We start from the raw sequence: 26355 nt of genomic DNA on the forward strand, positions 1-26355 counted from the left end.
TTAATAATTATATTCTTACATATTTATTGAAGAGTTTTATATGAAATCAATAAACATAATGGTTTTAATCCCTATATTATTACTATACTTTCCTTTTATTGCTTTATCTGAAAATAGAAGAGGAAGTTTACCACCTCCAGTAAACTGTGATATTTACATACCTTATACCACTGTATTTAGCAATATAACTTCTGATGATTTTACTGCATCTCATGCAGGAGCATTAGCTAATGAAGACTATAGTGAAGTTATTCTGCTATCATTTGAAAATTGTTCACAAACTAATACTGAAATAACAGTAAGTATTGATAATAAAAGTATTGATTTTAATAATGGCTACTTTATAAATCATGCAACTGGCCCCACGGCGAGTAACAATATTACATTTCAATTGATTAATGATGAAAATAATCCTATTAATTTAAACCAGAAAAATAAATTCACTAAAATTATTGATGAACATAATGAAGCACATTTTCACTTTTTATTAAATTATGTCAAGAAAGATGATCTCCCTCCAATGCCAGGAAGTATAACTACTCATATCATGTTTAATATGGAAGCGAACGATCAGATTATTGAGTCAGATAAATTAATAGACATAGGTTATCAAGAAGACTAAAAAATAAAGTGATAATAAATATTATAAGTATATTAATTATCAGATAATAATTTAGTCTATTTTTTTATTACTACATTACTTGGGCAGTGGATATTATTTCTTAATCCACTGCCCATTAATGCCTTTTACAAACTCACCTTCATTGGCTCTTGCCACTAATTTCTCACCTGCAAGCCGAGCAACAGATTCTGGTGTTACTTGATTCGTTTTAGCGATTTCAGCATATTTTGTTTTTCTAGCTTGATTTATTTCATCAACAAGCTGCTGGGCTTGTTTGTTATTTGTCTGTACCAGCTCAATATAACCGCTAAAGGTTTCCCCAACTAATCCTTGTGATCTCGCTTCATCAAGTGTTAAAGCCATAACATTCGTGCTCGTTAGAGCAATGATTATCCCAAAACTTAACAGATATTTTTTATAATTCATCATTTATCCTTTAAAAAATGGCGCTGTTATTTTTTAAGAGATCTTCCACTTGTCTATCTATTTTTACATTAATCTCATGTTCGATTTTTACATTCATATTAATATTTATCGGTTTATCCGGTGTTGCGACCTCTAATCGAATACATCCGGTTAAAATTGATATTCCCATTGCCATGATCGTGAATAAAAATAGATTTTTTAAGAATAATGGTTTCACTCTGACTCACTCCCTAAATCTGATAAGCTTTTTTCTAACCACTCTTCCAATTGTGAACCAAATCGTAAACTTCGCCATAATTGAAAGACATTTTCTTCGTGACGATAATTGAAATTAACCTGGCGACGTTTATCTTCAAGGGGATTTGTTCCTCGAATCTCAGCCTCTAGCACTAACTCACCTAAATTACTTAAATTCACACGAGTCCAAGAGCGACTGATTTCTAGATAACGCAACCATGCCATAGCAACACCGGCTGACATGTTATTATTATCAATCGAATCAACAAAATCTTTATCAAGCCTTAACGTTAAATAAGATGAATTAGCCAACCAACCATCTTTAATAATCCATTGATTATTGCTAATAAAAAATGGAAACTCACCACTTACTTTACCTGATGCTGCGAATTGCGTCACTTTTAATAAAGTAAACAGATGACTTAATTGAATATTATCAATAGAAATAATCGCTGCGTCATGTTGTGGTATTGCTAATTTTGCTAAAGATAGTGTTCCATCCAACATTGCTACATTAACGTTAGATAAGACTAATGGCTTACTTTCAGTTGCTGGATAAAAACCTTTAAGATCAGCTGTAATATCGGTCATTTCAAAAAGATTATTAACACGCTTTATTCGTAACTGAACAGGCTGTTTTACACCAAGTTGCCATTCATCACCGTTTAAACGCCAAGGTAAGATAAAATCTAAACCTTCTAGGATGCCATCTTTAAGCCACATTCCCCCTTGTTTAACAACAAGGTGACCACCAGCAATTAATCCTTGTCCAGGTGCAATAGAAAAATCTGCTTGCGTATATAACTCACCTTTATCAAGCGTAATTCCTAAATCTGCGGGGATAAGTGATTGAAAAACATCAATTGGCTGTAACGGCCAACGCATTTGACCTCTTAATCTTGCTCCATCCCAACGTGTATTAATTGCAATTGGCCCTATATTGGGTTTGGCACTCAATTCACCTTTTACATTAAAATTAAAGGGGGATTTACCACTCACCGTAGCAATAAAATCTGTCTTATCTAAAAAACCACCAGCAGGAAAATCAATGCGCTGGCTCGTTAATTTTAGCTTTCCATTAAATGTCGACGTTTTATCATCTCTATTCCAACGAAATGGGCTTAGCAAAGATAATCGTGGTGCTGTCATTACGGTATGTTGATATTTTAAAACATCAAAACCTGTGTTGAGTTTTTCAAAACTCACTAATTTATCAACCCAAGAACCTGTCCCTGCAATATCCCAACGCGCTTTTAATGGTAGTAAATTACCATCGCCCCAATAGCGCCATTGCCAAGTCCCATTATCAGGTAAAAAATCAATAGATTTACCTTGGAAATGAATGCGGTAATCTCCCCAAATACTATCTTGGGCAACAACTATCGCATTTAAACGCCCATTAAAACCTTTTGATGAAAGTGTAGTTCCGGCTAAAGGTAAACGAGCATCTGTGACGGTAAGCGTTTCAGTGACTGGTCCTTTAAAACGAAATAAAGAACCAGATTGAAATTCAATAGTAGGATTGGTCAACATGCCAGTAACTTTAACTGGTAATTGCGCAGTGGCTTGCATTAATTCTTTATTAATAACACCTGTGATTTGAATAGGGATTTGAGCATCTAACCAATTAACTGCTGTTTCAGGGATCGATATCACTAAATTTCCTTTCCCCGCTTTGCCTTCTGTCATCACGTTTAATCGCGCAGTTAATCTTAAATCCGCCAATCCTTTTTGCCATTGGGCAATATTAATATTTACACCACCTCGCAAAGGTTGATCTAATCCAAACCATTCCCAACGGCCTTGCTCAATAACAATATTTTCAGATGTGACTGTCCATGGTAATAAAGCCAATGCGTGACCACCACCCTGTTCAGCAACTGAAATAGTGCCAGATTGTCCTATCCATTCAAGAATAAAAACTAAAGGATGAGCATAATCAGAAGCTAATAAAGTGGCATTGATGGTGCCTTTTTCTGGTAATGACGCAATATCTAGAGGAAGCGCTATTTCTGCAGCAAGTTCAATATTATTGTCATCAGGTAAATTCACTTTAAGCTGTTTAATATCAAGCCACTGGTTATCTCTAATAAAAATAGCAAGTTGAGCATTTTTTCCTTGGTAAGAAATTAAACGCCCATTATTTTGTGTTTTTAGCTGTAACGCACCTTGATAACGGCTATTTTCTTTTAAAAACACATTGTCGATATTGACAGATAAATGAGGTATTGAGGTGAGTAGTGAATTTATCTCAAGAGGAACGGTTGCCGTTTCTTCTTGCTTACTTGCAGGCATCATTGAAAAACATTTTTCATCAATGGCAAGTTGCTGGCTATTAAATTGAAGTTTATCAATCTGCTCTTTTTGATAAGAGAAAACAAAGTTATCAAGATTAGCTAAAGTGCAGCTCTCTGTCTTTAATGCGATATTTTCAACTGAAACGCCCATAGGCTGTAACTTGGGCTGTGATAACGAAAGTGTTACACCTTCAGGTAAGTAATAATCGGCAACAACTGGCAACCAACGAGGAATTGATACCCATAAAGCAGTGCCTATTAGACTGGTGCCTAGTAGTATCATCCCTGTCCATTTGATTGTTTTTCTTAACAACACATCATATTCCTTTTAAACAGACCTGAATCATCCACTTACCTCGTTAAATTGTTTATAATGATAGTATTAATTTCTTTCATATTGGGGCTGGATAATTCTTGTTTTTCCAGTCTCTGAATAAAAATTTAATCGAGAGTAGAGAAGACTGGATGAAAATCGTTTCCTATAGTACTAAACATTATGATCGTAAGCACATGGAATGGGTCAATCAACATAATGGATATCATTATGATATTGAATATTTCGATTTTAATTTAACAGAACAAACTGCAAAAAATGCCGTTGGCGCTGATGCTGTCTGTATTTTCGTCAATGACGATGCAAATCGTGCGGTTTTACAAGAGCTTGCTAGCCTTAATATACGTATCCTCGCATTACGCTGTGCTGGATTCAATAACGTTGACTTAGAAGCTGCCACTGAATTAGGCATAACAGTTGTCCGTGTTCCGGCTTACTCGCCAGAAGCGATTGCAGAACATGCTGTTGGCATGATGCTATCACTTAATCGTCGTATACACAGAGCTTATCAACGCACTCGTGATGCTAACTTCTCATTAGAAGGCTTAACTGGCTTTAATATGCATAATCGCACTGCCGGTATAATTGGTACAGGTAAAATAGGATTAGCGACATTACGCATATTAAAAGGCTTCGGCATGAAATTACTGGCTTATGATCCTTATCCAAATCAAGCAGTACTGGATTTAGGTGCCGAATATGTCGATTTAGCGACAATTTACAGAAATTCTCATGTGATTTCATTACATTGCCCATTAACCGCAGATAATCATCATCTATTAAATGAAACTGCTTTTGCACAAATGAAAGATGGTGTGATGATTATTAACACTAGTCGTGGTGCATTAATTGACTCTGCAGCTGCAATTAATGCATTGAAACAAGGCAAAATTGGTGCATTGGGAATGGACGTTTATGAAAATGAACGCGATCTTTTCTTTGAAGATAAATCAAATGACGTGATCCAAGATGATATTTTTCGCCGTCTTTCTTCTTGTCATAACGTGCTGTTCACAGGACATCAGGCTTTCTTAACAGAAGAAGCCTTAATTAGTATTAGTGAAACAACACTGCACAATATTAAAGAAGTTGCTTCAGGCATTGAGTGCGTTAATCAGATCAAAGCTTAGTTCTAAGCATTAAGAATAAACCTAATAAAAGCCCCCTTGCTGTAGATACGCTAAGGGGCTTGTTATTTATTATCGATGCGAGACTTATTTTTCTTGAGTATCGATAACTTCCGTTGATTGCGTTGGAACAAAAGGTGAAAGCGTTTCTTTCTCTTCATCCACTTTAAATTGTGAAACCAATTTAGCTAATTGATGAGCTTCATCATCCATATTCGCTGTGATAGCGGCTGATTCTTCAACTAATGCTGCATTTTGTTGAGTAACGGTGTCCATTTCACTGACAGCTAACGCAATTTGGTTTATACCCATACTCTGTTCATTAGAAGCAAGAGCAATCTGTTGCATAAAGTCATTCACCTGATTAATTGTTGTAACAATCTCTGACATTGAACGTCCAGCTTGCGCAACTTGCTGCGAACCAACATTGACTTTATTAACAGAGTGCGTAATCAACTCATTGATCTCTTTTGCAGCTTCCGCACTACGACTAGCTAAATTACGCACTTCAGATGCAACAACGGTAAATCCTCTACCTTGTTCACCCGCTCTTGCCGCTTCAACTGCTGCATTCAATGACAAAATATTCGTTTGATTAGCAATACTGTTAATAATGTCATTGATATCTGCAATTTTCTTCGCACTTTCAGAGATTGAATGCATAGTTTCGACCACGCTATCCATCACATTTTCGCCGTTTTGGGCAGATGCAGTTGCTGTTAGTGCTAATTTGCTTGCTTCACGTGAATTATCTGCGTTTTTTTCAACGGTTGTTTTAATTTGCTCCATGCTCGCAACCGTTTCTTGTAATGCACTCGCCTGCTCTTCAGTACGGGAAGATAAATCGGTATTTCCTGTCGCGATTTCGCTTGCACTAACACTAATAGTATTAACGGCATTCTTTACGGAAGAGATCATATGGCTTAATGAATTCTTCATCTTATTCATTTCATTGAATAACAAACCAAATTCATTAGTACCGTGATTCTCTACACGCATACTTAAATCGCCTTGGCTCATTTTACTAAAGATATTGATTAACACTCGAATATTGCTAATAAAAGTATGGGAAAACCAACGCAATATAAAGATAAATAAGAGAATAACGATAGTACCAGTAGAAATTGACACCATCATCAAGCGTTCTTGAGATGTTTTTGCAATATCGATATAACTATTTTCAATACCATTAGCAACCGCATAATATTTCATAGTAATATCATTTAACTCGTCCATTTTAGCACTGGCCGAGTGTGTTGTTAGCTCACCTTTACGCAGTCTATCCAGTGCACCGGTGAAAATATCAAGCAGTTCATCAAAACGCTTCGTCATATCATCAGCTAATTCTCTCCCCTCTAAGGTGAGTTTTTCTGTATCTGACCAACGGTGGATCTCTTCACGGGTTATTTCAATATATTCTGCTGTTTGGTGAAAATATTTTGCTGAAGGTTTTTCATTAACACGCAATTGCCCATCTAACCCATTAATATTTGCCCTGATCACGGCCATTTGATATCGCGCTTTGCCCATAAGTAACATTTGCTGACTTAGGCTATTTGATGAAACGAAATTATTATAGGATCGAGTGGAAGCATCATAACTAAAATAAATAATGCTCATAATCAACGCAAATAAAATGGCCAGCATGACCTTAACGGTCTTTTCTATACTGATATTTTTAAACATGGTCATATTCCATCAAAATATACAGAATTTTTTATCTGTACATTTGTAAGATATCAGAATGCACTCTTTCTCTCTGACAAAGAGCATATTCCCTGGTGTAAATAAAATAAGGCTAAAAAAATTTATTCATTAGAATATAAAGGCTCGTAGGATCTGCCTTCATTTATAATGTCGGTAATAATGAGGGAAAACTTTAGAGTGCAGTGAAAACCATTTTTCATTTATAAAATAAACGATTACTTTATCCACCAATACGCAAATTATCTATACAATATCCCGCAATGAAGGGGATTTCACTCATAAAAAGATAATTTATTAGTTATTTTTTAGTTTTTGTAATTTTATTTGTTTATTTTCATCTTAAGCTTCAATAGGTATATATACCTATTAACATTAATTTATTTAATTCTAAGATTAATTTATAGTAAGTTTAAAAGTTTTTTATTTCCAATAAAAATAAAGCAGTTTCTAAAAACCGCTTTAATTGTTTATTTATTATGAGTCAGTTAATTTTATTAAGAAATTTAAATAATTTTTTTTATTAATAGCTTTTCAGTTAGTTCAATAAGTCTTATCACATTTAATGGAGTTTCTCTTTTTTTAACCTCTTCCAAAGAAAGCCATTGGAAAGATTTATTTGTTAATTGGCTATTTTTTAACGGTTTGCAAAGATAAATCATATCGATGTGATAATGAAATCCTTGTTTTTTATCGTGAATGGGTTCTTTTAAAATAGCGAGAGGTTTTACAAGCTCAATAACATCATCATTATTTAGGTTAAGGCTAAACTCAGGTTGATAACAAAGACACTCACACAATAAACCTGTTTCTTCTTCTATTTCTCTTAATACTGCATCTTGTGGCTCTTCATTTTCTTCTATATGGCCACCAGGTGGTAACCAACAGCCTATTTTAGAATGTAAATGAAGAAGGAATTTGCCCTGCCCATCGAATACAATGCCCGTTGCTGTGAAATGGCTCTTAGGCACGTCTATTGTCATAATATTCTGATCCTTTGCTCTGTTTATTTTTATCCAATCTACATCACATCTATTATTATGTTTGTGCTATTTATGGTTTTTCGCATTTATCGAAGATTGTTTTATCCCCATCAAAAAATCAGAAAATATCATTTTAAAGTCCTTACAGGCATTTTCAGATAATGTAGCTTCATTCTTTAAATTAATCGTGATATGCGTGACAAATCCATAAATTAAATTCACAACAATATCAGAAGAATAAGTACAAATTTCTTGTTGATCATAGAGAACATCTACACATTTTCTAATTCGAGGAATAAGAATTTGTGAATCAATCTCATCCCATTCTTTCCAACCTAAAACTGAAATTATTTCTTGTAAAGGAATAAGCTTATCTTTATGTTGATAAATATGATCAACACAAACACTAAAAATAACCTCTAACTCCTGCCACTGATCATCATAGGTAGGAATTTGAACGAGTTTTTCGACAACTTTATCAACCTGAAAAAGGTAGCACTCTTTTAATAACGCTTTTTTATTACTAAAGTGGTGATAGAAAGCCCCTTTCGTTACTCTTGCGTGACGCGATATTTCATCAACGGAAACATTACAATAGTTCTGATTTATAAATAGTTCTTGCGCTGCTTCACGTAATGCAGAACGCGTTTGCTCTGAATTCTCTTGTTGCCGAGATTTTATTTCCATGATAAAACCCTTAAAACATACCATAAGTATGTAATAATATATGGGTATCAGTTTCGTGTAAACTGAACAAAATATTTTCAGGAAATTATCATGTCATCTCAGTACAATGGGCTTATCCCCTCAAATACCTTATCCTCTTTTAATATAGAAATTATCAAAGAACTTCTTCTCTGGATTGAGGTGAATCTGGAAAAGCCGTTGCTACTTGATGATGTTGCGATCCGTTCTGGTTATACAAAATGGCACTTACAACGCGTATTTAAGCAAGCAACAGGATTAACACTTGCTTCGTATATTCGAGGACGACGCTTAACAAAAGCGGCAACAGAATTACGTTTAACCAAATTACCTATTCTGACGGTGGCATTGCGTTATCAGTTTGATTCTCAACAATCATTTACACGTCGATTTAAAGCCACGTTTGGTGTAACACCTACGGAATACCGTAAACTCGATAATCTTTGTGGTAATAATTTTCAGCCACCAATCAATTTTGATGTTGTTGATTTGCCTATTCCTAAAATTATGGAATTGCCTGAAAGTTATGTTTATGGGATGCAATATCAATATTTTTGTTCAATCGAAGATATTGGCAAATTGCACGAAGATATTCGTCACCAATTTTGGAATGATTTTTTACTGTATACGGACAAAAATTTTACAGAGAGCACTGTGCTTATTTCGTACCAACCAAACACATTACGTAAAAATAAAATCCAGATTGATTATGAAATTGGGTTAAATAGCTTAGATCATTTTACAAAAACAAGTGGTTTTAGAAAAAGAGTGATTGAGGCTGGGCGTTATGTCAGATTCCAATTCAAAGGAACTCTAGAAGAATATAAACAGTTTGCGATGAAAATTTATTTTTATACCCTTCCCTCATTAGGTTTATGTCGTCGCTTAGGTGCTGATATTGAAAGATATGTCTGTATAGAAACTGATATTGATTTAATGGAATTACCCAAAACCTTAGAAATTGATTATTTCGTTCCTATTCATTAATGATCCTAAAATAGCCTGAATTTTCAGGCTATTTTATTAAGAGTAGATTCGTTTTATAAAGGCTGCTGTGCAATAACTTTTTTATCGTTTTTTCTGTACAATAATTCACTAAGTTAGCTGTTTACTGATTATTAAAACAAAATTTCTTATTACATCCCTACAAAAACAAATAAGGTGATCATGCGCACTTCTCTTCTATTTTTACTCTCTGCTTTTTTACTTCCTTCTTTCGCAAGTTATGCAGAAATATCAACACATCTACTCCCACGGAAAGATGGCAGTGAAATTAGCTATTACGTGGATAAAAGAGCTGAAAAAAATCAAACGTTATTAGTATTAATGCAAGGCTCTGACTGTAACAGCATTAAAAATAATGTGTTTATCCAAGAAACCTTTGGTCACTGGCTACCAAATAGTGATGTTTTAATGGTGGAAAAATACGGTATTACCGCTCAATTACCTTATTCACAATATGATGGTGAGCGTATTGATTGCCCTAAAAGCTATCAACGTCATGATAATCCCAAACAACGAACCGAAGATTATGAGGCAGTATTAGATAAATTATCTTCACAGTATCCAAATATTATTTTACTTGGTGGAAGTGAAGGCGCGACGATAGTACATTTGATGGTAACAAAACGCAATGATATTAAAGTCGCTATTGCGCTAAATGGCGGAGGACGTTTTTTTCTTGATGATGTTCTTTATAATATCCGTCATACCACACCAAAAGAACATGTTGAAGATGCTCTAAATGGCTTCCAGCAATTTGCTGACGCAATAAAAAACGATCAAATAGATGATGAACAATTTATAAGCGAGCACAGTAAAATATGGTGGCAACAATTTTTTACTATCGATTTACTTAAAATCATTAAAAGTAATCAACACACCCCAGTGTTAATTATTCAGACACTTAATGACACTAATGTAAATGTCGATTCATTTTATCAACTAAGCCAAAATATTAATCAGCCTAATGTGAAGTTTATTAAATATGAAAAATTAGATCATGGGTTTTATAATGAACAAGGTGAGCGTTTAACAAATAAAATAATCAATGATATACAGCATTGGTACTCTCAATATGAACAACAGCCCAAAGCGTGATTTAATAGCTTATCTATTATTTTAGGTTTATTGTTCTTACTTGACATTTTTAATCAATCGAAAAAGTAATTTTATCTTTTTTATTGGCTTGCATTTTTATTATCCTATACTTAAATAGTAATAAAATTGCTTACTAACTGATTTAAAGCAGGATCTTTATATCGTTAATTCTATATAATGATAATTATTCTCTTTTTTAAGTTTGGGATAAAAATGGAAAGCACGGCCACACTTTTACGTCTTGATAAAGTAAGTTATCGAATTGATAACAAAATTATCCTCGACAATATCAATTTTGAACTTCAACCTTCTGAATTTAAGCTTATCACAGGCCCGTCAGGTTGTGGTAAAAGTACCTTACTCAAGATTGTCGCTTCTCTACTATCACCCACTAACGGTTCAATTTTCTTTGAAAATAAAGACTATTTAACCTTGTCCCCCGAAGAATATCGCCAACAGGTTTCTTATTGTACTCAAACCCCCATGTTATTTGGTGAGACTGTTTACGACAACCTTAAATTTCCTTATTTCTTACGAAAACTCCCAGTGGATGATAAGAAACTGGTGCATGATTTGGATTATTTTTGTTTACCTGAATCGATTATGAAAAAAGGAATTAATGAACTTTCGGGTGGGGAAAAACAACGTATTTCACTGATAAGAAATCTACAATTTATGCCAAAAATCTTATTACTTGATGAGATAACAAGTGCATTAGATGAAAATAATAAAACAAAAGTGAATGATATTATTCACCACTACGTTAAAGATCAAAATCTCGCCGTGTTATGGGTCACACACGATCAAAATGAAATAAAACATGCTGATGATGTGATCTCATTATCTTCTCACAATGATGCCTGATTGTTTCTTTCTTTATCAGTCACCCCTTTGTTATGAGCGAACATAATATTATGAACGAACATACGATAAGCAATGAATCTCTGATTTTCTCGCTTTTATTAGTTCTCGTGGCTATTTTTATTAGTCGCAAAGAGAAATTAGCTTTAGAAAAAGACATTATTTGGAGTACAGCAAGAGCCATCATTCAACTATTAATTGTTGGCTATGTCTTAACCTATATTTTCCATGTCGACCATTTTATACTCACCTTCTTAATGGTGTTATTTATCTGCTATAACGCAGCTCATAATGCCAAAAAACGAAGCAAATACGTTAAAGATATTTTTCTGATCTCTTTTACTGCTATTACAACTGGGGCATTATTAACTTTAGCTATTTTACTGCTCACCAATTCAATTGCTTTTACGCCAATTCAAATTATCCCAATTACAGGGATGATTGCCGGAAATGCCATGATAGCAACAGGGCTCTGTTATAACAATTTGGGTCAACGTTTTCAAAATCAACAACAGCAATTGCAAGAGATGTTAAGCTTGGGTGCTACACCTAAACTAGCTTCAATGAGTATTATTCGAGATAGTATTAAATCTTCATTAATTCCGACCGTTGATGCAGCAAAAACTGTGGGTATAGTTAGTTTACCAGGCATGATGTCAGGGCTTATTTTTGCCGGTGTTGATCCATTACAGGCCGTTAAATATCAAATTATGGTGACTTTTATGTTGATGGCAACAGCCAGTATTTCAACCATTATTGCTTGCTATTTAACCTATAAGAAATTTTTTAATCAGCGCCACCAGCTTATTAATTTTGAGAACCGCTAACTATAGTTATTAACTCTATTGAAAAAGGTCACCCAATTGAGTGACCTTTTTAATAAAATAAGAGATTAACCACGTCCTTTCGGCCGATTAAGAATATGCTCTTCCCAATCTTCAACTTCCGTTTCTGGCACCGCAATATATCTTACTGAAATATTGTTTTGGTGCATTCTTGCTTTATTACCAGCAATTAAAGGATGCCAACTTTGTAACGCCTTACCTTCTGCTAACAGACGATATGCACAAGTCATTGGTAACCACTCAAATGTTGGTAAATTATACCGTGTAAGCTTTATACAATCTGGCTCATAACGGAAACGATCTTCGTAATTACTGCATTGGCAGGTTTTAATATTTAGCTGATTACAAGCGACATTGGTAAAGTATATCTCGTCAGTATCATCATCCATTAACTTGTGTAAACAGCACTGTCCACACCCGTCACAGAGCGATTCCCACTCATCATCACTCATTTCATCTAATGTTTTAGTCTGCCAAAAAGCTTGTGTCATCTCTACGTTATTACCTTATTGCTCATCTAATACGAATTAAATAACCCGCGTTGTCAGCTGATGTTCATTAACGCTTAATACCAACATATCACCTGATTCTAGAGGGCCAACACCTTCAGGTGTTCCCGTTAAAATCACATCACCAGGACGTAGGGTGAAAAAGCGAGACATATAGCTGATAAGGGGTAAAACTGGCGTTAGCATATCACGACTGTTACCCTGCTGACGAATCTCATCATTAACACGTAACATTAAATCCGCATTTTGCGGATCGCCAAATGAATTGACAGGGATAAAACCAGATAAAGGTGCCGAGCCATCAAACGCTTTACTTTTTTCCCACGGTTGCCCTGCTTTTTTCAATTTACCTTGTAAATCACGCAATGTGAGATCAAGACCAATACCAAAACCCGCAATTGCACGATCAACTCTATCTTCATTAGCTTGCTTAAGTGGTTGACCAATAAGTACAGCTAATTCAATTTCGTGATGAACCGCCCCCATATCTCTTGGGATAGCAATAGGTTGGCGAATATCACACATAGCGGTTTCTGGTTTGATAAAAATCACCGGCTCTTCTGAGCGAACCGATCCCATCTCTTTAATGTGATTTGCATAATTACTGCCAACGCAAATTACTTTATTAACCGGAAAATCAAGTAACGCACCTTCCCAATCACGATGTTGATACATATTGTGTTCCTTTTAGGTAAATTGCTGTGTTTTATTTCACGGCAAAACGCGATTAGCTCGCGTGAGGCAATGAATTTATTTTATTAGCAACGCCATCAGCCATTGTGACAATGCTAAGGGCAAAAAAGTAAGAGCTGTTCCAATGCATAATCGTACGGAAGTTCTGTGTCACTAAGTAGCTTCTGTGTAAATCATCATCAGGAATAATTAACCATACAGACATCGCATCGTTTAATTGGCTATTTACAGGTAATTGAACACCCAATGCTTTCCATTGAGCGACCGTTTTTTTCTGCTCGGTCTTAATGCCTTCAAGCTGTTGGTTGAAATCTACCGATAAAGTAACTTGTTCTCCCCAAGGGAGTCCACTTTCCCAACCTTCAGTCGCTAAATAGTTAGCAGCCGAAGCAAAAGCGTCTTCTTGAGTATTCCAGATATCGATTTTTCCATCACCATTGCCATCGGCAGCATAAGTTAGGAAGGATGATGGCATAAACTGAGTTTGTCCCATCGCTCCCGCCCATGAGCCTTTGAGGCGCTGTCCTTGAGGGATATGTCCTTCTTCAATAATCTCTAATGCAGCCATCAATTGACGAGTAAATAGTGCTTCTCGACGGCCCTCAAATGCGAGCGTTGCAAGTGCAGAGACAACATCCTCTTTGCCTTGCACTTTACCGAAACCACTTTCAAGCCCCCATAACGCAACTATGTAGTTAGCAGGCACACCATATTTTTTACTGATTTGCGCTAAGGTATCTTGATGCTCTTGGTAAAGCTTAGCCCCTTGGTTTAAACGACCATTGGTGACAATGCGTGGTAAATAAACATCGAGTGTAATTTTCTTTTCCGGTTGATTACGGTCTGATTTAATCACTCGTTCAATAAAATGTGCTTCTGAAAAAGCAAAATCTATTGTTTCTTGTTTATATCCCAATTGAGCTGCTTTCAATTTTAATGCTTCGATATAAGCGGGAAATTGTGCAGAAGTACGAGTTTCTTTAGGAAACGCTTGTTCTAACGATGCAACATCCACTTGTTTCCATCGAGGTGTTTTTTGTGCTTCAACAGCCGTTGCCCCTGGTGGGACAATTTGTCTTTCAGCCAACTTTTGTTGGCTATTCGTACACGCAGATAACATTAAACCGGAAACAATCACAGCGATGAATGAATATTTGAACATTTATGCTCCTTTTATCTCGATGATTTATTCAGTTTTTTCTGATTTTTTTAATTCATCTAAATAAGCATTTAACATACTTTCGACAGGTGGTGGCACTTGTAAGTAAAAACCCTGCTCAACTAATGCCTTTTTGACCTTTTCAATGTCAGCATGCGCTAAACGCTGTCTATCCGCGAGATTAAGCAACATTGAAAACTGTGGTTCGCCAAAACTTTGTAATAATTCGTCCGGAATTCGAGAGAAATCATCCTTTTTTTCGATGTATAAATAAGTTTGATCACGTTTGGTACTACGGTAAATTGCACAAATCATTTTCATTAAACTCTAATTATTAAAATAAGCGACTTGCCTGAATATTTTAGTAAATATAACATGCTTATATACTTTCGTAATATCGTCTCTGGTTTTTTGTGCCAGATTATAAAAAATTTACTGAGTCAGATAGATGTCAAACACGCCCATTGAGTTAAAAGGCAGTAATTTTACCCTTTCAGTACTCCATTTAAACGATGGAACACCGAAAGTTATTCGTCAGGCTATTTCAGAAAAAATTGCACAAGCGCCTCAATTTCTGAAAAACGCACCTGTAGTTATCAATGTTTCTGCTTTAGCTGATGAAAATATTGATTTTAAAAAACTGAGGCGAATTGTAGAAGATGCTGGCTTACGAGTCGTGGGAATTAGTGGTAGTTCAGACGCTCAACAGAAAGAAGCGATAATTGCCGCACAGTTACCTATCTTAAATGAAGGTAAAATAGTTAAGCCAAGCACTCAGGCAAATAACGATAAAACGAATGAAGCACCGACAGCTGTTCGTCAAAAAACAAAAATCATCCATACTCCTGTTCGTTCAGGTCAGCGTATTTATGCTCAAAATAGCGATTTAGTCGTTATTAGTAATGTAAGTGCAGGCGCTGAATTAATTGCTGATGGTAATGTCCATGTCTACGGTGTATTGCGTGGACGTGTCCTTGCAGGGGCATCGGGTGATAATGAGAGCCATATTTTTTGTACACATCTGTCTGCTGAACTTGTTTCTATTGCTGGTCAATATTGGCTAAGCGACCAAATTCCTACAGACTTTGTTGGTAAGTCAGTACAACTGAGTCTGAAAGAGAATGAATTAACAATCGAGAACTTAATTTAGAGCATCGACAAGGAATCACTCCATGGCACGCATTATTGTTGTTACGTCAGGTAAAGGTGGGGTTGGTAAAACAACTTCCAGCGCGGCCATTTCTACCGGCCTCGCTCAAAAAGGTCATAAGACGGTTGTTATCGACTTTGATATTGGGTTACGTAATTTAGACCTTATCATGGGTTGTGAACGTAGAGTTGTTTATGATTTTGTTAATGTTATTCAGGGGGATGCATCTTTAAATCAAGCTTTGATTAAAGATAAGCGTACAGAGAATCTGTTTATTCTCCCTGCTTCACAGACAAGAGATAAAGACGCGCTCACCCGTGATGGTGTTGAAAAAGTATTAGATGAACTCGATGAGATGGGTTTTGATTTTATTATTTGTGACTCTCCTGCGGGTATTGAAAGTGGCGCATTAATGGCCCTTTACTTCGCAGATGAAGCGATTATCACAACAAACCCAGAAGTATCATCTGTACGTGACTCCGACCGTATTTTAGGCATTCTTGCCTCTAAATCACGTCGTGCTGAACGTGGTGAAGATCCAATTAAAGAACATCTGCTATTAACTCGTTATAATCCTGGTCGTGTTAGCCGCGGTGACATGTTAAGTATGGAAGATGTCCTTGAAATTCTATGCATTCCACTATTGGGTGTTATTCCAGAAGATCAATCTGTTTTACGTTCATCTAACCAAGGTGAACCTGTTATTTTAGATGGCGAATCTGATGCAGGTAAAGCCTATTCAGATACAGTAAATCGTTTGTTAGGGGAAGAACATCCATTCCGTTTTATTGAAGAAGAGAAAAAAGGCTTTCTGAAACGCCTTTTTGGGGGGTAAAAGATGGCTTTACTAGATTTTTTCCTGTCGCGTAAAAAGTCGACAGCTAATATTGCCAAGGAGCGTCTACAAATAATCGTAGCAGAACGTCGCCGTGGTGATAGCGAGCCAGCTTATTTACCTGATATGAAAAGAGATTTATTAGGTGTCATCTGTAAATATGTGCAGATAGATCCAGATATGCTTTCTGTTCAATTTGAACAAAAAGGCGATGATATCTCTGTATTAGAGCTAAATGTGACTTTACCTGAGAGTGAAGAACCTACAAAGTAAATCATATTTTACGCTTTATATAAGTCATTATTCACAGAGCCAGCCATGAACGATAATTAATTTGATTGGCTCTGTGTTTAATTATATACATATTGAAAACACCTGAATGCGCAAATAGCGCTATATCTCACTACTATTTTCATCATTGGTGATAAGTCAAAGGAGGCAGGTTATTTCGCAATAACATCTATTATATTGACTAATAATTTATTTAACCTATCTATTGCCTCACCTTTTTTAGGTATTTTTTGTGTGCAAAAATAAGAGCCTCAAAAGAGACTCCTATTCATTATTGTTTATTAAACTAACAACCTAACTTATTTGGGGTATTGGAGATTAGAAAACAAACAATTAATAAGGCTATGGATATTGTGCCAGAATTTCTGTCACTTTCTCTTCTAATAATGCTTTACGCCAGCGTGAAATCAATTCAGGTTGCCCTTCTTTTATTTTCCAGTGAATACTCAATAATTGGTTAATCTGTCTTCTTGATGCTAACAGCTCAGGGTTATAGCGTTTATCTTCACTAATTTCTTGAATAACCGCTTTAATCGCTTTAAATGCTTTTTTGTAGTTTGGTTGTTCGATTAAATTGCCAATAGGCTCTGGACAATCTTCATCTTTAATTTCTTTAGCTTTAACAACAAAATCTAATAAGCGACGACCATGGCAACGGATCTCTTGACCTGAAAGTGACAATGCATCGAGCTCTGCTAATGATGAAGGAAGATAACGAGCAACAGACCATAAATGCTCTTCTCTTACAACAAAGTTTAATGCCATATCACGAGATTTAGCTTGATTTAAACGCCACTGAGCAAGCATTTGTAAGCATGCTAGCTGTTGACCTTTTAATTGCCATGCATTGCTTATATCACGATAAGCAAGCTCTGGTACCACCGTTTCTTGTCGACGTTCAGCAATCATTTCGCATTCATCGGCAATAGCATCCATATAGCCAGCTTCTTCAGCTTCTTTAATTAATTTTTCAGCTAAAGGTAGTAAATAGAAAACATCACCACTCGCATATTGACACTGTTTTTCAGTTAAAGGGCGCGCTAACCAATCTGTACGAGATTCACTTTTATCTAGTGCAACATTTTCATATTTCTCAACTAATGTCGCAAAACCACAAGAAATGGGATGACCTAAAAATGCAGCAACCACTTGAGTGTCAATCATCGGTGTTGGGACACAGCCAAACTGGTGAGAAAAGACTTCGAGATCTTCACTTCCAGCATGGAGAAACTTCATAATACCCTGGTTTGTTAATAGCTCAACAAACGGAGCCCAATCCTTAATTGCTAACGGATCAATAAGAGAGATCTGTTTACCGTCATACATCTGGATCAAACCAAGATGTGGGTAATAGGTACGTATGCGGACAAACTCTGTATCTAAAGCAATTTGTGAAGCCTTTGAAGCGGCTTTACAGGCGGTATCTAGTGCAGTGTCTGTCGTAATCAATTGATAATTCAAAACAGGTTTCTCTTATTTTTATGTCTAATGATTTTTTATTTAATCACAAAAACGCCGGTATAAACCGGCGAAATTGAAAAAGGTTATTGAGTGTTGTATCAAGATTCAGTTGAGGTTTTCAACTCTTTTTCTTCATTTCTTAACTCTCTGCGTAAAATTTTACCAACATTCGATTTTGGTAATTCATCACGAAATTCAATAATTTTAGGTACTTTATAACCTGTTAGGTAACGACGACAGTGTGTTTTTATCTCATCTTCTGTTAATGATGGATCTTTTTTCACAATGAAAACTTTAACCGTTTCGCCCGAGTTTTTACTTGGTACACCAATCGCAGCTGATTCTAAAACCTTAGGATGCGCAGAGACAACCTCTTCCACTTCATTAGGGTATACATTAAAACCTGAAACTAAGATCATATCTTTTTTACGATCGATGATACGGATAAAGCCTTCATCATCCATTGTGGCTATATCACCGGTTGCAACCCATCCATCATGTAAGACTTCATCAGTTGCATCAGGACGGTTCCAATAACCTTTCATGACCTGAGGACCACGAACCCACATTTCACCGCCGACAGTGCGATCCACTTCGTTACCTTCATCATCAATAAACTTAACGTCCGTTGAAGGCACCGGCAACCCAATGCTACCACTGTATTTTTTCAGATTATAAGGGTTACCTGTAACTAACGGAGAACATTCAGTCAAACCATAACCTTCTAACAAATGTTTACCGGTTAACTCTTCCCACTCTTTAGCAACACTACTTTGTACAGGCATACCACCGCCCACAGAGAGGTTTAGTTTGGAGAAATCAAGCTGACGGAATTCTGGATTGTGTAACCAAGCATTAAATAAAGTATTTACGCCTGTAATTGCAGTGACAGGGTAACGTCCTAGTTCTTTAACTGTCCCTTTCACATCACGCGGATTGGTAATAAGTAAATTTTTACCACCAATTTCAATAAAGAGCAGGCAGTTTACGGTTAAAGCAAAAACGTGATATAGCGGTAACGCTGTAACTACCAGCTCTTTACCTACATTTAGTGCAGGGACATAAGCCGCTTTTGCTTGTTCAAGGTTTGCCAACATATTGCGATGCGTTAACATCGCACCTTTAGCGATTCCCGTTGTTCCTCCTGTGTATTGTAAGAAGGCTAAATCTTTTCCTGTAATTTCAGGTTTAATATATTGCATACGATAGCCAAAATGCATTGCTCTACGAAATGAAATTGCATCAGGCAAGTTATATTTAGGCACTAATCGTTTGATATATTTAACAACAAAGTCGACTAATGTTGCTTTAGGACGAGATAGTTGATCACCCATTCGGGTCAAAATAACGTGTTTAATATTGGTATTAAATACGATTTTTTCGAGCGTATGCGCGAAGTTAGAGACTATTACAATGGCACTTGCACCACTGTCATTTAACTGATGTTCAAGTTCTCTTGGTGTGTAAAGAGGGTTTACGTTTACGACAACCATGCCTGCACGAAGAATACCGAAAAGTGCGATAGGATATTGCAATAAATTAGGCATCATTAATGCAACACGATCACCTTTTTTTAATCCTAAGCCATTTTGCAGATATGCTGCAAATGCACGGCTACGCTCTTCAAGTTTGCGATAAGTCATGACCTCGCCCATATTAATAAAGGCGGGTTGATCTGCGTAATTTGCGACAGCGTTTTCAAGCATCTCAGCAAGGGATGCAAAACGGTCCGGGTCAATTTCAGCCGGAACATCTGCCGGATAACGTTTTAGCCAGACTTTTTCCAAAGTAGTACTCCTGATTAATCGCACTTCTTAGGTTAATATTATGTTTCACTTTTAACAAAGTATTAACTCATCCTACCAGCACAAACAATTTTCTGTTGTTAAGATGCGAAGTGTGTCACTAAATATTTTCTTTTTTAGATTAACAAAAAAGAAGGCGGTCAAAACCGCCCTCTCTTTTATTTTTATTCAACTTTAATAACTCTATTAGATAGTTACCTAATATATTATAGATGTTGATTATACACCGTTTCACACGAATGGAGATAAAATATTATATCGTCATGTAATCTGATACCCTATTTTTATTCTAAAACGGGTACAACCTGGCCAGCTCCATATGGATATCCACCATAACCGCCATATCCATTGTGATAACCCCAATATGGGCCATCTCCATAATATCCCCATGTCATAACAGGTGCTGGCATAATGACTTGCTGTGTCAGTGTCCAACGTTTCATACCCGTCACATCTATACGTAAGAATGGATAAGTGGCTTCGCCCACTTTGCCAGATTCAACACCTTTTATAGTACCAACAACTGTTACATACTGATTTTTATAATCAGTAGGATCTAAGAAATGCATAACATTAGCATAGAGACGCCCAATAGAAGGCTGTCGCAATTCGGGTGCTGCATCGTATTGAGAAAGAGGCATAACAGCAATCTCTAGCTGTGTTGATGATTGAAGGTTTTTAACATCAATCACACGCCCACCAAAACGCCCTTCTTGACCAATATAAAGCTCAGGTGCAACAAAAACTCTATTTAAATCAGTAACAGGCGTTGCTGATGTACCTTTTATTGATTCAGGTATAGAGACGCATCCCGCCAGAAACAAAGCACTAGATAAAAATAGCACTTTGCTTACCAAACAGTAGTTTAATTGTCTGTTCATAAACCACCTCATTGCAAGTCAATATTAACGTTACTCTATAATAATATTATAGCTTAGCTTCACTTTTAGGCGTCTAATTGATACATAAATTTATTCACGACCAGGCAGTTTTTTCCACGTCACTTCATTACGTAAATAAACAGGTTCAGCATCTTCAACTTTCGTTGCTTTACCTTTATGCCAAGCGTTTACAGCAAGGGGTAACATATCCTGTGCAGCAGGAAGCTTAATCTCAGTTTCAACAACAGTAAAAGGCAGTGCCTCTTTTAAATCAGGGTAAGCTTGCCAGCCTGTACCTGCCATTGCCCAAGTTCCCATTGTGGATTGTAATGTTTCAATAAATTGTTCAGGTTTCATCACCGCTTCAGTGTCTTCCCCCACCCAAGCACCTTCATCATTACGCTGATATTGAGCGCAATAAATTTCGCCCATACGTGCATCGATTGCTACCAGAACATGTTTAATACCCGTTGTTCTAAAGACACCTTCAGCCATTGTGGCAAGTGATGAAATACCAATCATTGGCAATTCAGCACCTAACGCAATACCTTGTGCAACCCCCACACCAATACGAACACCTGTAAAACTTCCTGGGCCTCGACCAAAAGCAAGTGCATCTAATGACTGCAATGTGATGTTTGCTTCTTCTAAGGCGCTTTTCACCATAGGTAAAATCTTTTGTGTATGTTCACGAGGTGAGATCTCAAAACGTGAAGCAACAACGCCTTCATTCCAAACTGCAACAGAACAAGATTCTGTTGCAGTATCAATTGCTAAAATTCGCAGTGACACGCCATAACTCCGGCAAATTCGATAATTAAAAGAGGAAGAATAATATCATAATAGTGTTCAACAGAATAAACACACATTCTGTGCGATCGCTATTATGAATCCGATATTTCTTGTATTTCATTCTGCTGTGCGCGTTGGCTCAAAAATTTCATTGTTTTTTCGAGTGATCGCGTGCGTGGTGATGGTGGCAAACTACTTAAAAAAACCTCACCATATGCACGAGAAACCAACCTATCATCGCAAACTATAATTGCACCATAATCATGCACATCACGAATTAATCGCCCGACACCTTGTTTTAAACTAATGACAGCATCAGGAATTTGGACATCTCTAAAGGCATCTCCGCCCCGCAACTCACAATCTTCAATACGAGCCCTTAATAAAGGATCATCGGGTGCAGTAAATGGTAATTTATCAATAATCACACAAGACAGTGTATCGCCACGCACATCAACACCTTCCCAAAAACTTTGAGTCGCAACTAAAAGCGCATTTCCTGATGAGACAAATTTTTGCAGTAATTGTGTTTTGCTCATCTCACCTTGCATTAATACAGGTAATGGCAAACTAGCTTTAAACTCTTCAGCAAGTCCACGCATCATGGCATGTGAAGTACAAAGGAAAAAACAGCGACCTTGGTTTTTTAAAATAACAGGCGTCAGCATAGTCGCTAAACGTTTTGCCGTATAAGGTTGATTTAATGGAGGCAAATAACGTGGTACACAGAGTAACGTCTGATGTTGATAATCAAATGGGCTGTTTAAAATCAGTGTTGTCGCGTTTTCTAAGCCCAACCTATCCGTGTAATAAGACATTTTCTCATTTACAGAAAGTGTTGCGGAAGTAAATACCCAGCTACTTTTATGTGATTTGATTAATTCGCGAAATTTATCTGCAACAGAGAGAGGCGTAATAGCTAATAAGAAATGGCGACCATAACTTTCAAACCAGTAGCTATAACCTGGAATTGTAGTATCAATCAAACGTTTCAATCGATTACGATAAACGGTGGCTCGTTCAAAAGCACTATCAAGTAATTGGCTTCGACCTAAAGAGAGTTTCATAACGTCATAACTCAATTCTAAGGCATCATCCAGTAATGTAAGAAAACGTTTTGTTTCAATACCTTGCAATAGCTCCCGTAAATTTCCCCTATACCCTGCCTCACCTAGCACTAAACGAAAATCCATCACCATTTGGGTTAATCTATCAGCACTTTTTTGCAACTGAACTTGATCACGAACTTCTGTACGGTAAGCCACTGTCATATCTCTGGCTAGATCAAAAAGCTGCCTACTAGTAAGTTGTTGACCAAAATAGTGGCTAGCAATATCTGGAATTTGATGGGCTTCATCAAAGATCATAATTTCAGCTTCCGGAATTAACTCACCAAAACCAGTATCTTTAACGACAGTATCAGCCATAAATAGATGGTGATTAACCACCACAATATCCGCATCCATTGCTTTTTTACGTGCACTTAGAACATAACACTCTTTATAACGAGGGCAATCACTTCCTAAACAGTTATCGTTAGTGCTAGTGACTAAAGGCCAAACGCGACTATCTTCTGCAACACTATGACAGCGACTAACATCACCATCTTCGGTCTGTGTTGACCATTGGCGTACATACATTACATCAGACAAAATTTCGGCTTCAAGATCACCACCACTGAGCATTTGCTGATCAAGTCGTTCTAAACAGAGATAATTAGAGCGCCCTTTTAATAACGCGGTGTTACCATCATAATTAATCGCTTCAATGATCGTGGGTAAATCTCGACTATATAATTGATCTTGTAAGGCTTTAGATCCTGTTGAGATAATCGTTTTTTTACCCGAACGCAACGCGGGCACAAGATAAGCATACGTTTTTCCTGTACCTGTACCCGCCTCAGCGATAAGTACACCTTGCTTATCAATAATTTCAGTTATTGATTTCGCCATTTGTCGTTGAGCTTCACGGGGATGAAATCCTGGAATAGTTCGGGTTAAAATCCCGTTTTCTGCAAAATCGTCTGACACAGGCATACTCTTTTTATAAAATAAGACGTAAATTATGCCAGTGGATAACCCAAAGTACCACCTATGCCGTTAATACAAAGGAGAACTCATAATGACAATTAAGCGTATCGACCCTGAAGATCGCTGGTCTGAAGCCGTAATTCATAACGACACAATTTATTACACTGCAGTGCCAGAAAATTTATCAGACGATATTATTGAACAAACAGCAGACACATTAGCGGCAATTGACGTTTTGTTACAACGTGTAGGTTCTGATAAAACTAAAATTCTTGATGCGACAATCTTTTTAGCTGATAAAGCCGATTTTGAAGGTATGAATAAAGCATGGGATGCATGGGTTGCCAAAGGTAGCGCCCCCGTACGTTGTACTGTCCAAGCACAATTAATGCACCCTGAATATAAAGTTGAAATTAAAATTATTGCAGCCTTATAACTGCACTATACTGAGCACCCAAATTTATGGGTGCTTATTTTTGAATTAAATTTATTAACTAAATCAAGATAGCTGTCTAATAAACACTCATCACCATACTTATCTTTTTTCATTTTATCAGCAAAAAATAACATCGCTGATAAAATAATAGTAACAGGGTCTTTCTATGAGAAAAACTCTACATATTCATCATTATTAAAGACAGAAAAGCTATTTTATTTTTAAATCTCAGTATTTATTTCTAATTAAGAAGTAAATAAATATTTTGACTCTCTGTTTTAATTATTTAAAAAAGCAAGCGATGACGATATTATCGAATAGTTATAAAATAAATAATATGAGTATCGATATGGACATAACAACATTACTTCTTTTTTTACCCGCCTGTTTTGCATTAAATTTAGCTCCAGGCCCAAATAACTTATTATCCATTAATAATGCAACACATTATGGTTTTAAAATTTCTTGCATAGGTGGATTAGGTCGGCTCGTAGCTTTTATTTTTATGCTCTGCCTAGCTTCTCTAGGTTTAGCTGTAGTTTTACACACTTCTGAACTTATCTTTTACGCAATTAAGTTTTTAGGTGTTGCTTACTTATTATATTTAGCTGTTCAACTTTGGCGAGCACCTGTAGAAGGATTTGCATTATTAAAAGCGACACAAAATAAAAGCCCTTTGACACTAATGAAGCAAGAGTTTTTTGTTGCTTCTGGTAATCCTAAAGCTATTTTAATTTTTACCGCTTTTTTACCTCAATTTATAGATCCTGAAATGTCAACAGGCTATCAATTTGCAATTTTAGGTACACTTTTTCTTCTGCTAGAATTTATTGCCATTATGCTTTATGCCGCTATCGGTCTGTATATGAAACAACTTTTAGTAAAACCTAAATCTAAACGTATTTTTAATCGCGTTTGTTCCTCGCTTTTGATATTCGCAAGTATGGGCTTACTTTTAGGGCAACGAAGCAAAAGTTAAATTTTATCATTATCGTTTTAAATAGATTTAATCGTGAAAAAAAGCTGAATTCTTATGAATTCAGCTTTTTTAATGTCATTTATTTTGCTGCGATAATTCTATTTTTGTTTTATCAATATCTCGCTCATTGAGTTAATAAGATTTAGGCAAATTTAATCATTACCATACCAACCAGTAATAATATAATTCCCCCCCATCCTTTATAATTGAGTCTCTGATTAAATAAAATCCAACCAGCGGCGATAGTTGCAATAATTCCGAATGCTCCCCAAAGGGCATAAGCAACAGAAAGCTCTATCCCTTTAACGGCCATAGCAAGTGCACTAAAGGCGCCTAATACACAAATCAATGATAATATTCCTAATCCCATACGGCTAAAGCCATTAGACATTTTTAAGAATATATTTGCGACAATCTCAAGCACTACGGCTAGTATTAAGAACGCACCATGCCACCATTCAAATTGAGCTAACATAATTAAGCCTCCTTAATATTAGCAGGAATTGGCTTATTCGCTCCTTTTACAGCACTGGCAACGTGCTTAGCTTTACCGGCGATACTTTTTACCGAGGCAGTTGTTTTCTTAGCAACAGCCGATTTTTTAGTACCTGATTTGATAAGCGTGATCCCTGCAATCAACATTGCTAGGCCACCTAATTTTAGTGGTGAGAGTGATTCACCAAACCACAGAACGCTGAATGTCGTAATAATGACAATTCCAATACCTTCCCACAGTGCATATGCTACACCTAATGCCACTTTTTTAACGGCTATGGCTAAAAAGATATAGGAAGTGGCAATCATTAACCACATGACTATCATACCCGTGTAACCACCGCTTACACTGGCGTACTTCATTGATAAAGTACCGATAACTTCACAAACAATAGCTAATGCTAAAAATATCCAATAAATCATTTTTTCATCTCTCATACACATTCGAAATACGCCAAAACGTTTCTTGCGCAGAAGATAGAGAATATGTAGATAGTCTTTCTGGCGGCAATAATAGCCGAACGTTAAGGCAACGTCGTTTCCTGATAACTCAGGAATTAAGATGAGAGGTTTCTATAATGCGCCACACCAGTAGTGT

At 36.4% G+C, this 26355-nt stretch carries 28 protein-coding genes; 11 read left to right on the forward strand and 17 right to left on the reverse strand.

Features of this window, described 5'->3' with window-relative positions; genetic code table 11:
- Positions 1 to 40: 40 nt before the first annotated feature.
- Positions 41 to 622 carry a fimbrial protein gene (locus QSH13_RS07330; protein ID WP_109397549.1) on the forward strand — a complete coding sequence of 194 codons (582 nt, stop codon included), beginning with the start codon at positions 41 to 43 and terminating at the stop codon, positions 620 to 622.
- A 93-nt stretch (positions 623 to 715) separates the two neighbouring features.
- Here QSH13_RS07330 and QSH13_RS07335 read toward each other — a convergent pair whose 3' ends face one another.
- Genes QSH13_RS07335 through QSH13_RS07345 form a run of 3 tightly spaced genes read right to left on the reverse strand, consistent with a single transcriptional unit; the run spans position 716 to position 3898 of the window.
- Positions 716 to 1048, reverse strand: a complete 333-nt coding sequence (locus QSH13_RS07335) for a YdbL family probable chaperone protein (protein ID WP_109397550.1) — start codon at positions 1046 to 1048, stop codon at positions 716 to 718.
- Between the two features lie 10 nt (positions 1049 to 1058).
- Positions 1059 to 1265 (reverse strand): YnbE family lipoprotein, encoded by a 207-nt coding sequence (locus QSH13_RS07340; RefSeq protein ID WP_006536650.1) that lies wholly within the window; start codon positions 1263 to 1265, stop codon positions 1059 to 1061.
- Complete coding sequence (locus QSH13_RS07345) at positions 1262 to 3898, reverse strand: YdbH family protein (RefSeq protein ID WP_196544722.1); 2637 nt, start codon at positions 3896 to 3898, stop codon at positions 1262 to 1264. Before QSH13_RS07345 ends, QSH13_RS07340 begins: the two co-directional genes overlap by 4 nt.
- A gap of 149 nt (positions 3899 to 4047) precedes the next feature.
- Here QSH13_RS07345 and QSH13_RS07350 point away from each other — a divergent pair, with 149 nt between their 5' ends.
- Positions 4048 to 5046: a 2-hydroxyacid dehydrogenase gene (locus QSH13_RS07350; protein WP_185902141.1), complete on the forward strand. Its 999-nt coding sequence runs from the start codon at positions 4048 to 4050 to the stop codon at positions 5044 to 5046.
- An 84-nt stretch (positions 5047 to 5130) separates the two neighbouring features.
- Here QSH13_RS07350 and QSH13_RS07355 read toward each other — a convergent pair whose 3' ends face one another.
- The 3 genes from QSH13_RS07355 to QSH13_RS07365 all read right to left on the reverse strand — a co-directional run bounded on the left by QSH13_RS07355 (position 5131) and on the right by QSH13_RS07365 (position 8417).
- Complete coding sequence (locus tag QSH13_RS07355) at positions 5131 to 6729, reverse strand: methyl-accepting chemotaxis protein (RefSeq protein ID WP_196544721.1); 1599 nt, start codon at positions 6727 to 6729, stop codon at positions 5131 to 5133.
- 524 nt (positions 6730 to 7253) lie between these two features.
- Positions 7254 to 7730, reverse strand: a complete 477-nt coding sequence (locus QSH13_RS07360; protein ID WP_185902139.1) for an NUDIX hydrolase — start codon at positions 7728 to 7730, stop codon at positions 7254 to 7256.
- 66 nt (positions 7731 to 7796) lie between these two features.
- Positions 7797 to 8417, reverse strand: coding sequence for a TetR family transcriptional regulator (locus QSH13_RS07365; RefSeq protein ID WP_185902138.1), 621 nt, complete (start codon positions 8415 to 8417; stop codon positions 7797 to 7799).
- A gap of 90 nt (positions 8418 to 8507) precedes the next feature.
- Here QSH13_RS07365 and QSH13_RS07370 point away from each other — a divergent pair, with 90 nt between their 5' ends.
- From QSH13_RS07370 to fetB, 4 genes are all read left to right on the forward strand, one after another.
- On the forward strand, positions 8508 to 9422 hold the full coding sequence (locus tag QSH13_RS07370; RefSeq protein WP_109397556.1) for a helix-turn-helix domain-containing protein: 915 nt from the start codon (positions 8508 to 8510) through the stop codon (positions 9420 to 9422).
- 180 nt (positions 9423 to 9602) lie between these two features.
- On the forward strand, positions 9603 to 10535 hold the full coding sequence (locus QSH13_RS07375) for an acyl-CoA thioester hydrolase/BAAT C-terminal domain-containing protein (RefSeq protein ID WP_286039020.1): 933 nt from the start codon (positions 9603 to 9605) through the stop codon (positions 10533 to 10535).
- A gap of 213 nt (positions 10536 to 10748) precedes the next feature.
- Entirely contained in the window at positions 10749 to 11399 is a 651-nt protein-coding gene (gene fetA / locus QSH13_RS07380) for an iron efflux ABC transporter ATP-binding subunit FetA (RefSeq protein WP_196544279.1), read from the forward strand.
- A gap of 50 nt (positions 11400 to 11449) precedes the next feature.
- Positions 11450 to 12223, forward strand: a complete 774-nt coding sequence (gene fetB, locus QSH13_RS07385; protein WP_109397559.1) for an iron efflux ABC transporter permease subunit FetB — start codon at positions 11450 to 11452, stop codon at positions 12221 to 12223.
- A 65-nt stretch (positions 12224 to 12288) separates the two neighbouring features.
- Here fetB and ycgN read toward each other — a convergent pair whose 3' ends face one another.
- From ycgN to QSH13_RS07405, 4 genes are read right to left on the reverse strand one after another with little or no spacing between them, the layout of a single operon-like run.
- The gene (ycgN, locus tag QSH13_RS07390) at positions 12289 to 12732 is read right to left on the reverse strand and encodes a cysteine cluster protein YcgN (protein WP_109397560.1); all 444 of its coding nucleotides are present in this window, start codon (positions 12730 to 12732) and stop codon (positions 12289 to 12291) included.
- Positions 12733 to 12768: 36 nt separating this feature from the next.
- Positions 12769 to 13425 carry a fumarylacetoacetate hydrolase family protein gene (locus tag QSH13_RS07395; RefSeq protein ID WP_109397561.1) on the reverse strand — a complete coding sequence of 219 codons (657 nt, stop codon included), beginning with the start codon at positions 13423 to 13425 and terminating at the stop codon, positions 12769 to 12771.
- A gap of 52 nt (positions 13426 to 13477) precedes the next feature.
- Positions 13478 to 14605: a lytic murein transglycosylase gene (locus QSH13_RS07400; protein WP_196544278.1), complete on the reverse strand. Its 1128-nt coding sequence runs from the start codon at positions 14603 to 14605 to the stop codon at positions 13478 to 13480.
- 24 nt (positions 14606 to 14629) lie between these two features.
- A complete protein-coding gene (locus QSH13_RS07405) occupies positions 14630 to 14917 on the reverse strand; it encodes a YcgL domain-containing protein (RefSeq protein ID WP_069369136.1) in 288 nt (95 codons plus the stop codon).
- A 133-nt stretch (positions 14918 to 15050) separates the two neighbouring features.
- On the opposite strand from QSH13_RS07405, the gene minC reads away from it, so the two are divergent.
- The 3 genes from minC to minE are packed head-to-tail and all read left to right on the forward strand — an operon-like array spanning position 15051 to position 16860.
- Positions 15051 to 15752: a septum site-determining protein MinC gene (gene minC, locus QSH13_RS07410; protein ID WP_109397563.1), complete on the forward strand. Its 702-nt coding sequence runs from the start codon at positions 15051 to 15053 to the stop codon at positions 15750 to 15752.
- Between the two features lie 22 nt (positions 15753 to 15774).
- Positions 15775 to 16587, forward strand: coding sequence for a septum site-determining protein MinD (gene minD / locus QSH13_RS07415; RefSeq protein ID WP_109397564.1), 813 nt, complete (start codon positions 15775 to 15777; stop codon positions 16585 to 16587).
- A 3-nt stretch (positions 16588 to 16590) separates the two neighbouring features.
- A complete protein-coding gene (gene minE, locus QSH13_RS07420) occupies positions 16591 to 16860 on the forward strand; it encodes a cell division topological specificity factor MinE (protein ID WP_006536628.1) in 270 nt (89 codons plus the stop codon).
- Between the two features lie 360 nt (positions 16861 to 17220).
- Here the strand turns inward: minE and rnd are convergent, their stop codons facing one another.
- From rnd to yoaA, 5 genes are all read right to left on the reverse strand, one after another.
- Positions 17221 to 18339 (reverse strand): ribonuclease D, encoded by a 1119-nt coding sequence (gene rnd / locus QSH13_RS07425; RefSeq protein ID WP_109406232.1) that lies wholly within the window; start codon positions 18337 to 18339, stop codon positions 17221 to 17223.
- Positions 18340 to 18437: 98 nt separating this feature from the next.
- Positions 18438 to 20126 carry a long-chain-fatty-acid--CoA ligase FadD gene (gene fadD, locus QSH13_RS07430; protein ID WP_109397566.1) on the reverse strand — a complete coding sequence of 563 codons (1689 nt, stop codon included), beginning with the start codon at positions 20124 to 20126 and terminating at the stop codon, positions 18438 to 18440.
- A 302-nt stretch (positions 20127 to 20428) separates the two neighbouring features.
- Positions 20429 to 21025: a Slp family lipoprotein gene (locus QSH13_RS07435; RefSeq protein WP_109397567.1), complete on the reverse strand. Its 597-nt coding sequence runs from the start codon at positions 21023 to 21025 to the stop codon at positions 20429 to 20431.
- Between the two features lie 90 nt (positions 21026 to 21115).
- Entirely contained in the window at positions 21116 to 21817 is a 702-nt protein-coding gene (gene tsaB / locus QSH13_RS07440) for a tRNA (adenosine(37)-N6)-threonylcarbamoyltransferase complex dimerization subunit type 1 TsaB (protein ID WP_286039019.1), read from the reverse strand.
- A gap of 92 nt (positions 21818 to 21909) precedes the next feature.
- Positions 21910 to 23853 carry a DNA repair helicase YoaA gene (gene yoaA / locus QSH13_RS07445; protein ID WP_286039018.1) on the reverse strand — a complete coding sequence of 648 codons (1944 nt, stop codon included), beginning with the start codon at positions 23851 to 23853 and terminating at the stop codon, positions 21910 to 21912.
- A gap of 85 nt (positions 23854 to 23938) precedes the next feature.
- Between yoaA and QSH13_RS07450 the strand changes: the two genes are divergently transcribed.
- The gene (locus tag QSH13_RS07450; protein WP_109397570.1) at positions 23939 to 24283 is read left to right on the forward strand and encodes a RidA family protein; all 345 of its coding nucleotides are present in this window, start codon (positions 23939 to 23941) and stop codon (positions 24281 to 24283) included.
- Between the two features lie 337 nt (positions 24284 to 24620).
- Positions 24621 to 25262, forward strand: coding sequence for a LysE family translocator (locus QSH13_RS07455; RefSeq protein WP_286039017.1), 642 nt, complete (start codon positions 24621 to 24623; stop codon positions 25260 to 25262).
- 142 nt (positions 25263 to 25404) lie between these two features.
- Here the strand turns inward: QSH13_RS07455 and mdtI are convergent, their stop codons facing one another.
- Positions 25405 to 25737, reverse strand: a complete 333-nt coding sequence (gene mdtI, locus QSH13_RS07460; RefSeq protein ID WP_109397572.1) for a multidrug/spermidine efflux SMR transporter subunit MdtI — start codon at positions 25735 to 25737, stop codon at positions 25405 to 25407.
- A 2-nt stretch (positions 25738 to 25739) separates the two neighbouring features.
- Positions 25740 to 26180 (reverse strand): multidrug/spermidine efflux SMR transporter subunit MdtJ, encoded by a 441-nt coding sequence (mdtJ, locus tag QSH13_RS07465; protein WP_109397701.1) that lies wholly within the window; start codon positions 26178 to 26180, stop codon positions 25740 to 25742.
- Between the last annotated feature and the right edge of the window lie 175 nt (positions 26181 to 26355).

The organism is Proteus faecis (assembly GCF_030286765.1).
GTDB classification, from domain to species: domain Bacteria; phylum Pseudomonadota; class Gammaproteobacteria; order Enterobacterales; family Enterobacteriaceae; genus Proteus; species Proteus faecis.

Coding starts and splice junctions, on each gene's coding strand:
- QSH13_RS07330 (WP_109397549.1), top strand. CDS start 41: ATGAAATCAATAAACATAATGGTTTTAATCCCTATATTATTACTATAC.
- QSH13_RS07335 (WP_109397550.1), bottom strand. CDS start 1,048: ATGAATTATAAAAAATATCTGTTAAGTTTTGGGATAATCATTGCTCTA.
- QSH13_RS07350 (WP_185902141.1), top strand. CDS start 4,048: ATGAAAATCGTTTCCTATAGTACTAAACATTATGATCGTAAGCACATG.
- QSH13_RS07355 (WP_196544721.1), bottom strand. CDS start 6,729: ATGTTTAAAAATATCAGTATAGAAAAGACCGTTAAGGTCATGCTGGCC.
- QSH13_RS07360 (WP_185902139.1), bottom strand. CDS start 7,730: ATGACAATAGACGTGCCTAAGAGCCATTTCACAGCAACGGGCATTGTA.
- QSH13_RS07365 (WP_185902138.1), bottom strand. CDS start 8,417: ATGGAAATAAAATCTCGGCAACAAGAGAATTCAGAGCAAACGCGTTCT.
- QSH13_RS07370 (WP_109397556.1), top strand. CDS start 8,508: ATGTCATCTCAGTACAATGGGCTTATCCCCTCAAATACCTTATCCTCT.
- QSH13_RS07375 (WP_286039020.1), top strand. CDS start 9,603: ATGCGCACTTCTCTTCTATTTTTACTCTCTGCTTTTTTACTTCCTTCT.
- fetA (WP_196544279.1), top strand. CDS start 10,749: ATGGAAAGCACGGCCACACTTTTACGTCTTGATAAAGTAAGTTATCGA.
- fetB (WP_109397559.1), top strand. CDS start 11,450: ATGAACGAACATACGATAAGCAATGAATCTCTGATTTTCTCGCTTTTA.
- ycgN (WP_109397560.1), bottom strand. CDS start 12,732: ATGACACAAGCTTTTTGGCAGACTAAAACATTAGATGAAATGAGTGAT.
- QSH13_RS07395 (WP_109397561.1), bottom strand. CDS start 13,425: ATGTATCAACATCGTGATTGGGAAGGTGCGTTACTTGATTTTCCGGTT.
- QSH13_RS07400 (WP_196544278.1), bottom strand. CDS start 14,605: ATGTTCAAATATTCATTCATCGCTGTGATTGTTTCCGGTTTAATGTTA.
- QSH13_RS07405 (WP_069369136.1), bottom strand. CDS start 14,917: ATGATTTGTGCAATTTACCGTAGTACCAAACGTGATCAAACTTATTTA.
- minC (WP_109397563.1), top strand. CDS start 15,051: ATGTCAAACACGCCCATTGAGTTAAAAGGCAGTAATTTTACCCTTTCA.
- minD (WP_109397564.1), top strand. CDS start 15,775: ATGGCACGCATTATTGTTGTTACGTCAGGTAAAGGTGGGGTTGGTAAA.
- minE (WP_006536628.1), top strand. CDS start 16,591: ATGGCTTTACTAGATTTTTTCCTGTCGCGTAAAAAGTCGACAGCTAAT.
- QSH13_RS07435 (WP_109397567.1), bottom strand. CDS start 21,025: ATGAACAGACAATTAAACTACTGTTTGGTAAGCAAAGTGCTATTTTTA.
- yoaA (WP_286039018.1), bottom strand. CDS start 23,853: ATGCCTGTGTCAGACGATTTTGCAGAAAACGGGATTTTAACCCGAACT.
- QSH13_RS07450 (WP_109397570.1), top strand. CDS start 23,939: ATGACAATTAAGCGTATCGACCCTGAAGATCGCTGGTCTGAAGCCGTA.
- QSH13_RS07455 (WP_286039017.1), top strand. CDS start 24,621: ATGAGTATCGATATGGACATAACAACATTACTTCTTTTTTTACCCGCC.
- mdtI (WP_109397572.1), bottom strand. CDS start 25,737: ATGTTAGCTCAATTTGAATGGTGGCATGGTGCGTTCTTAATACTAGCC.
- mdtJ (WP_109397701.1), bottom strand. CDS start 26,180: ATGATTTATTGGATATTTTTAGCATTAGCTATTGTTTGTGAAGTTATC.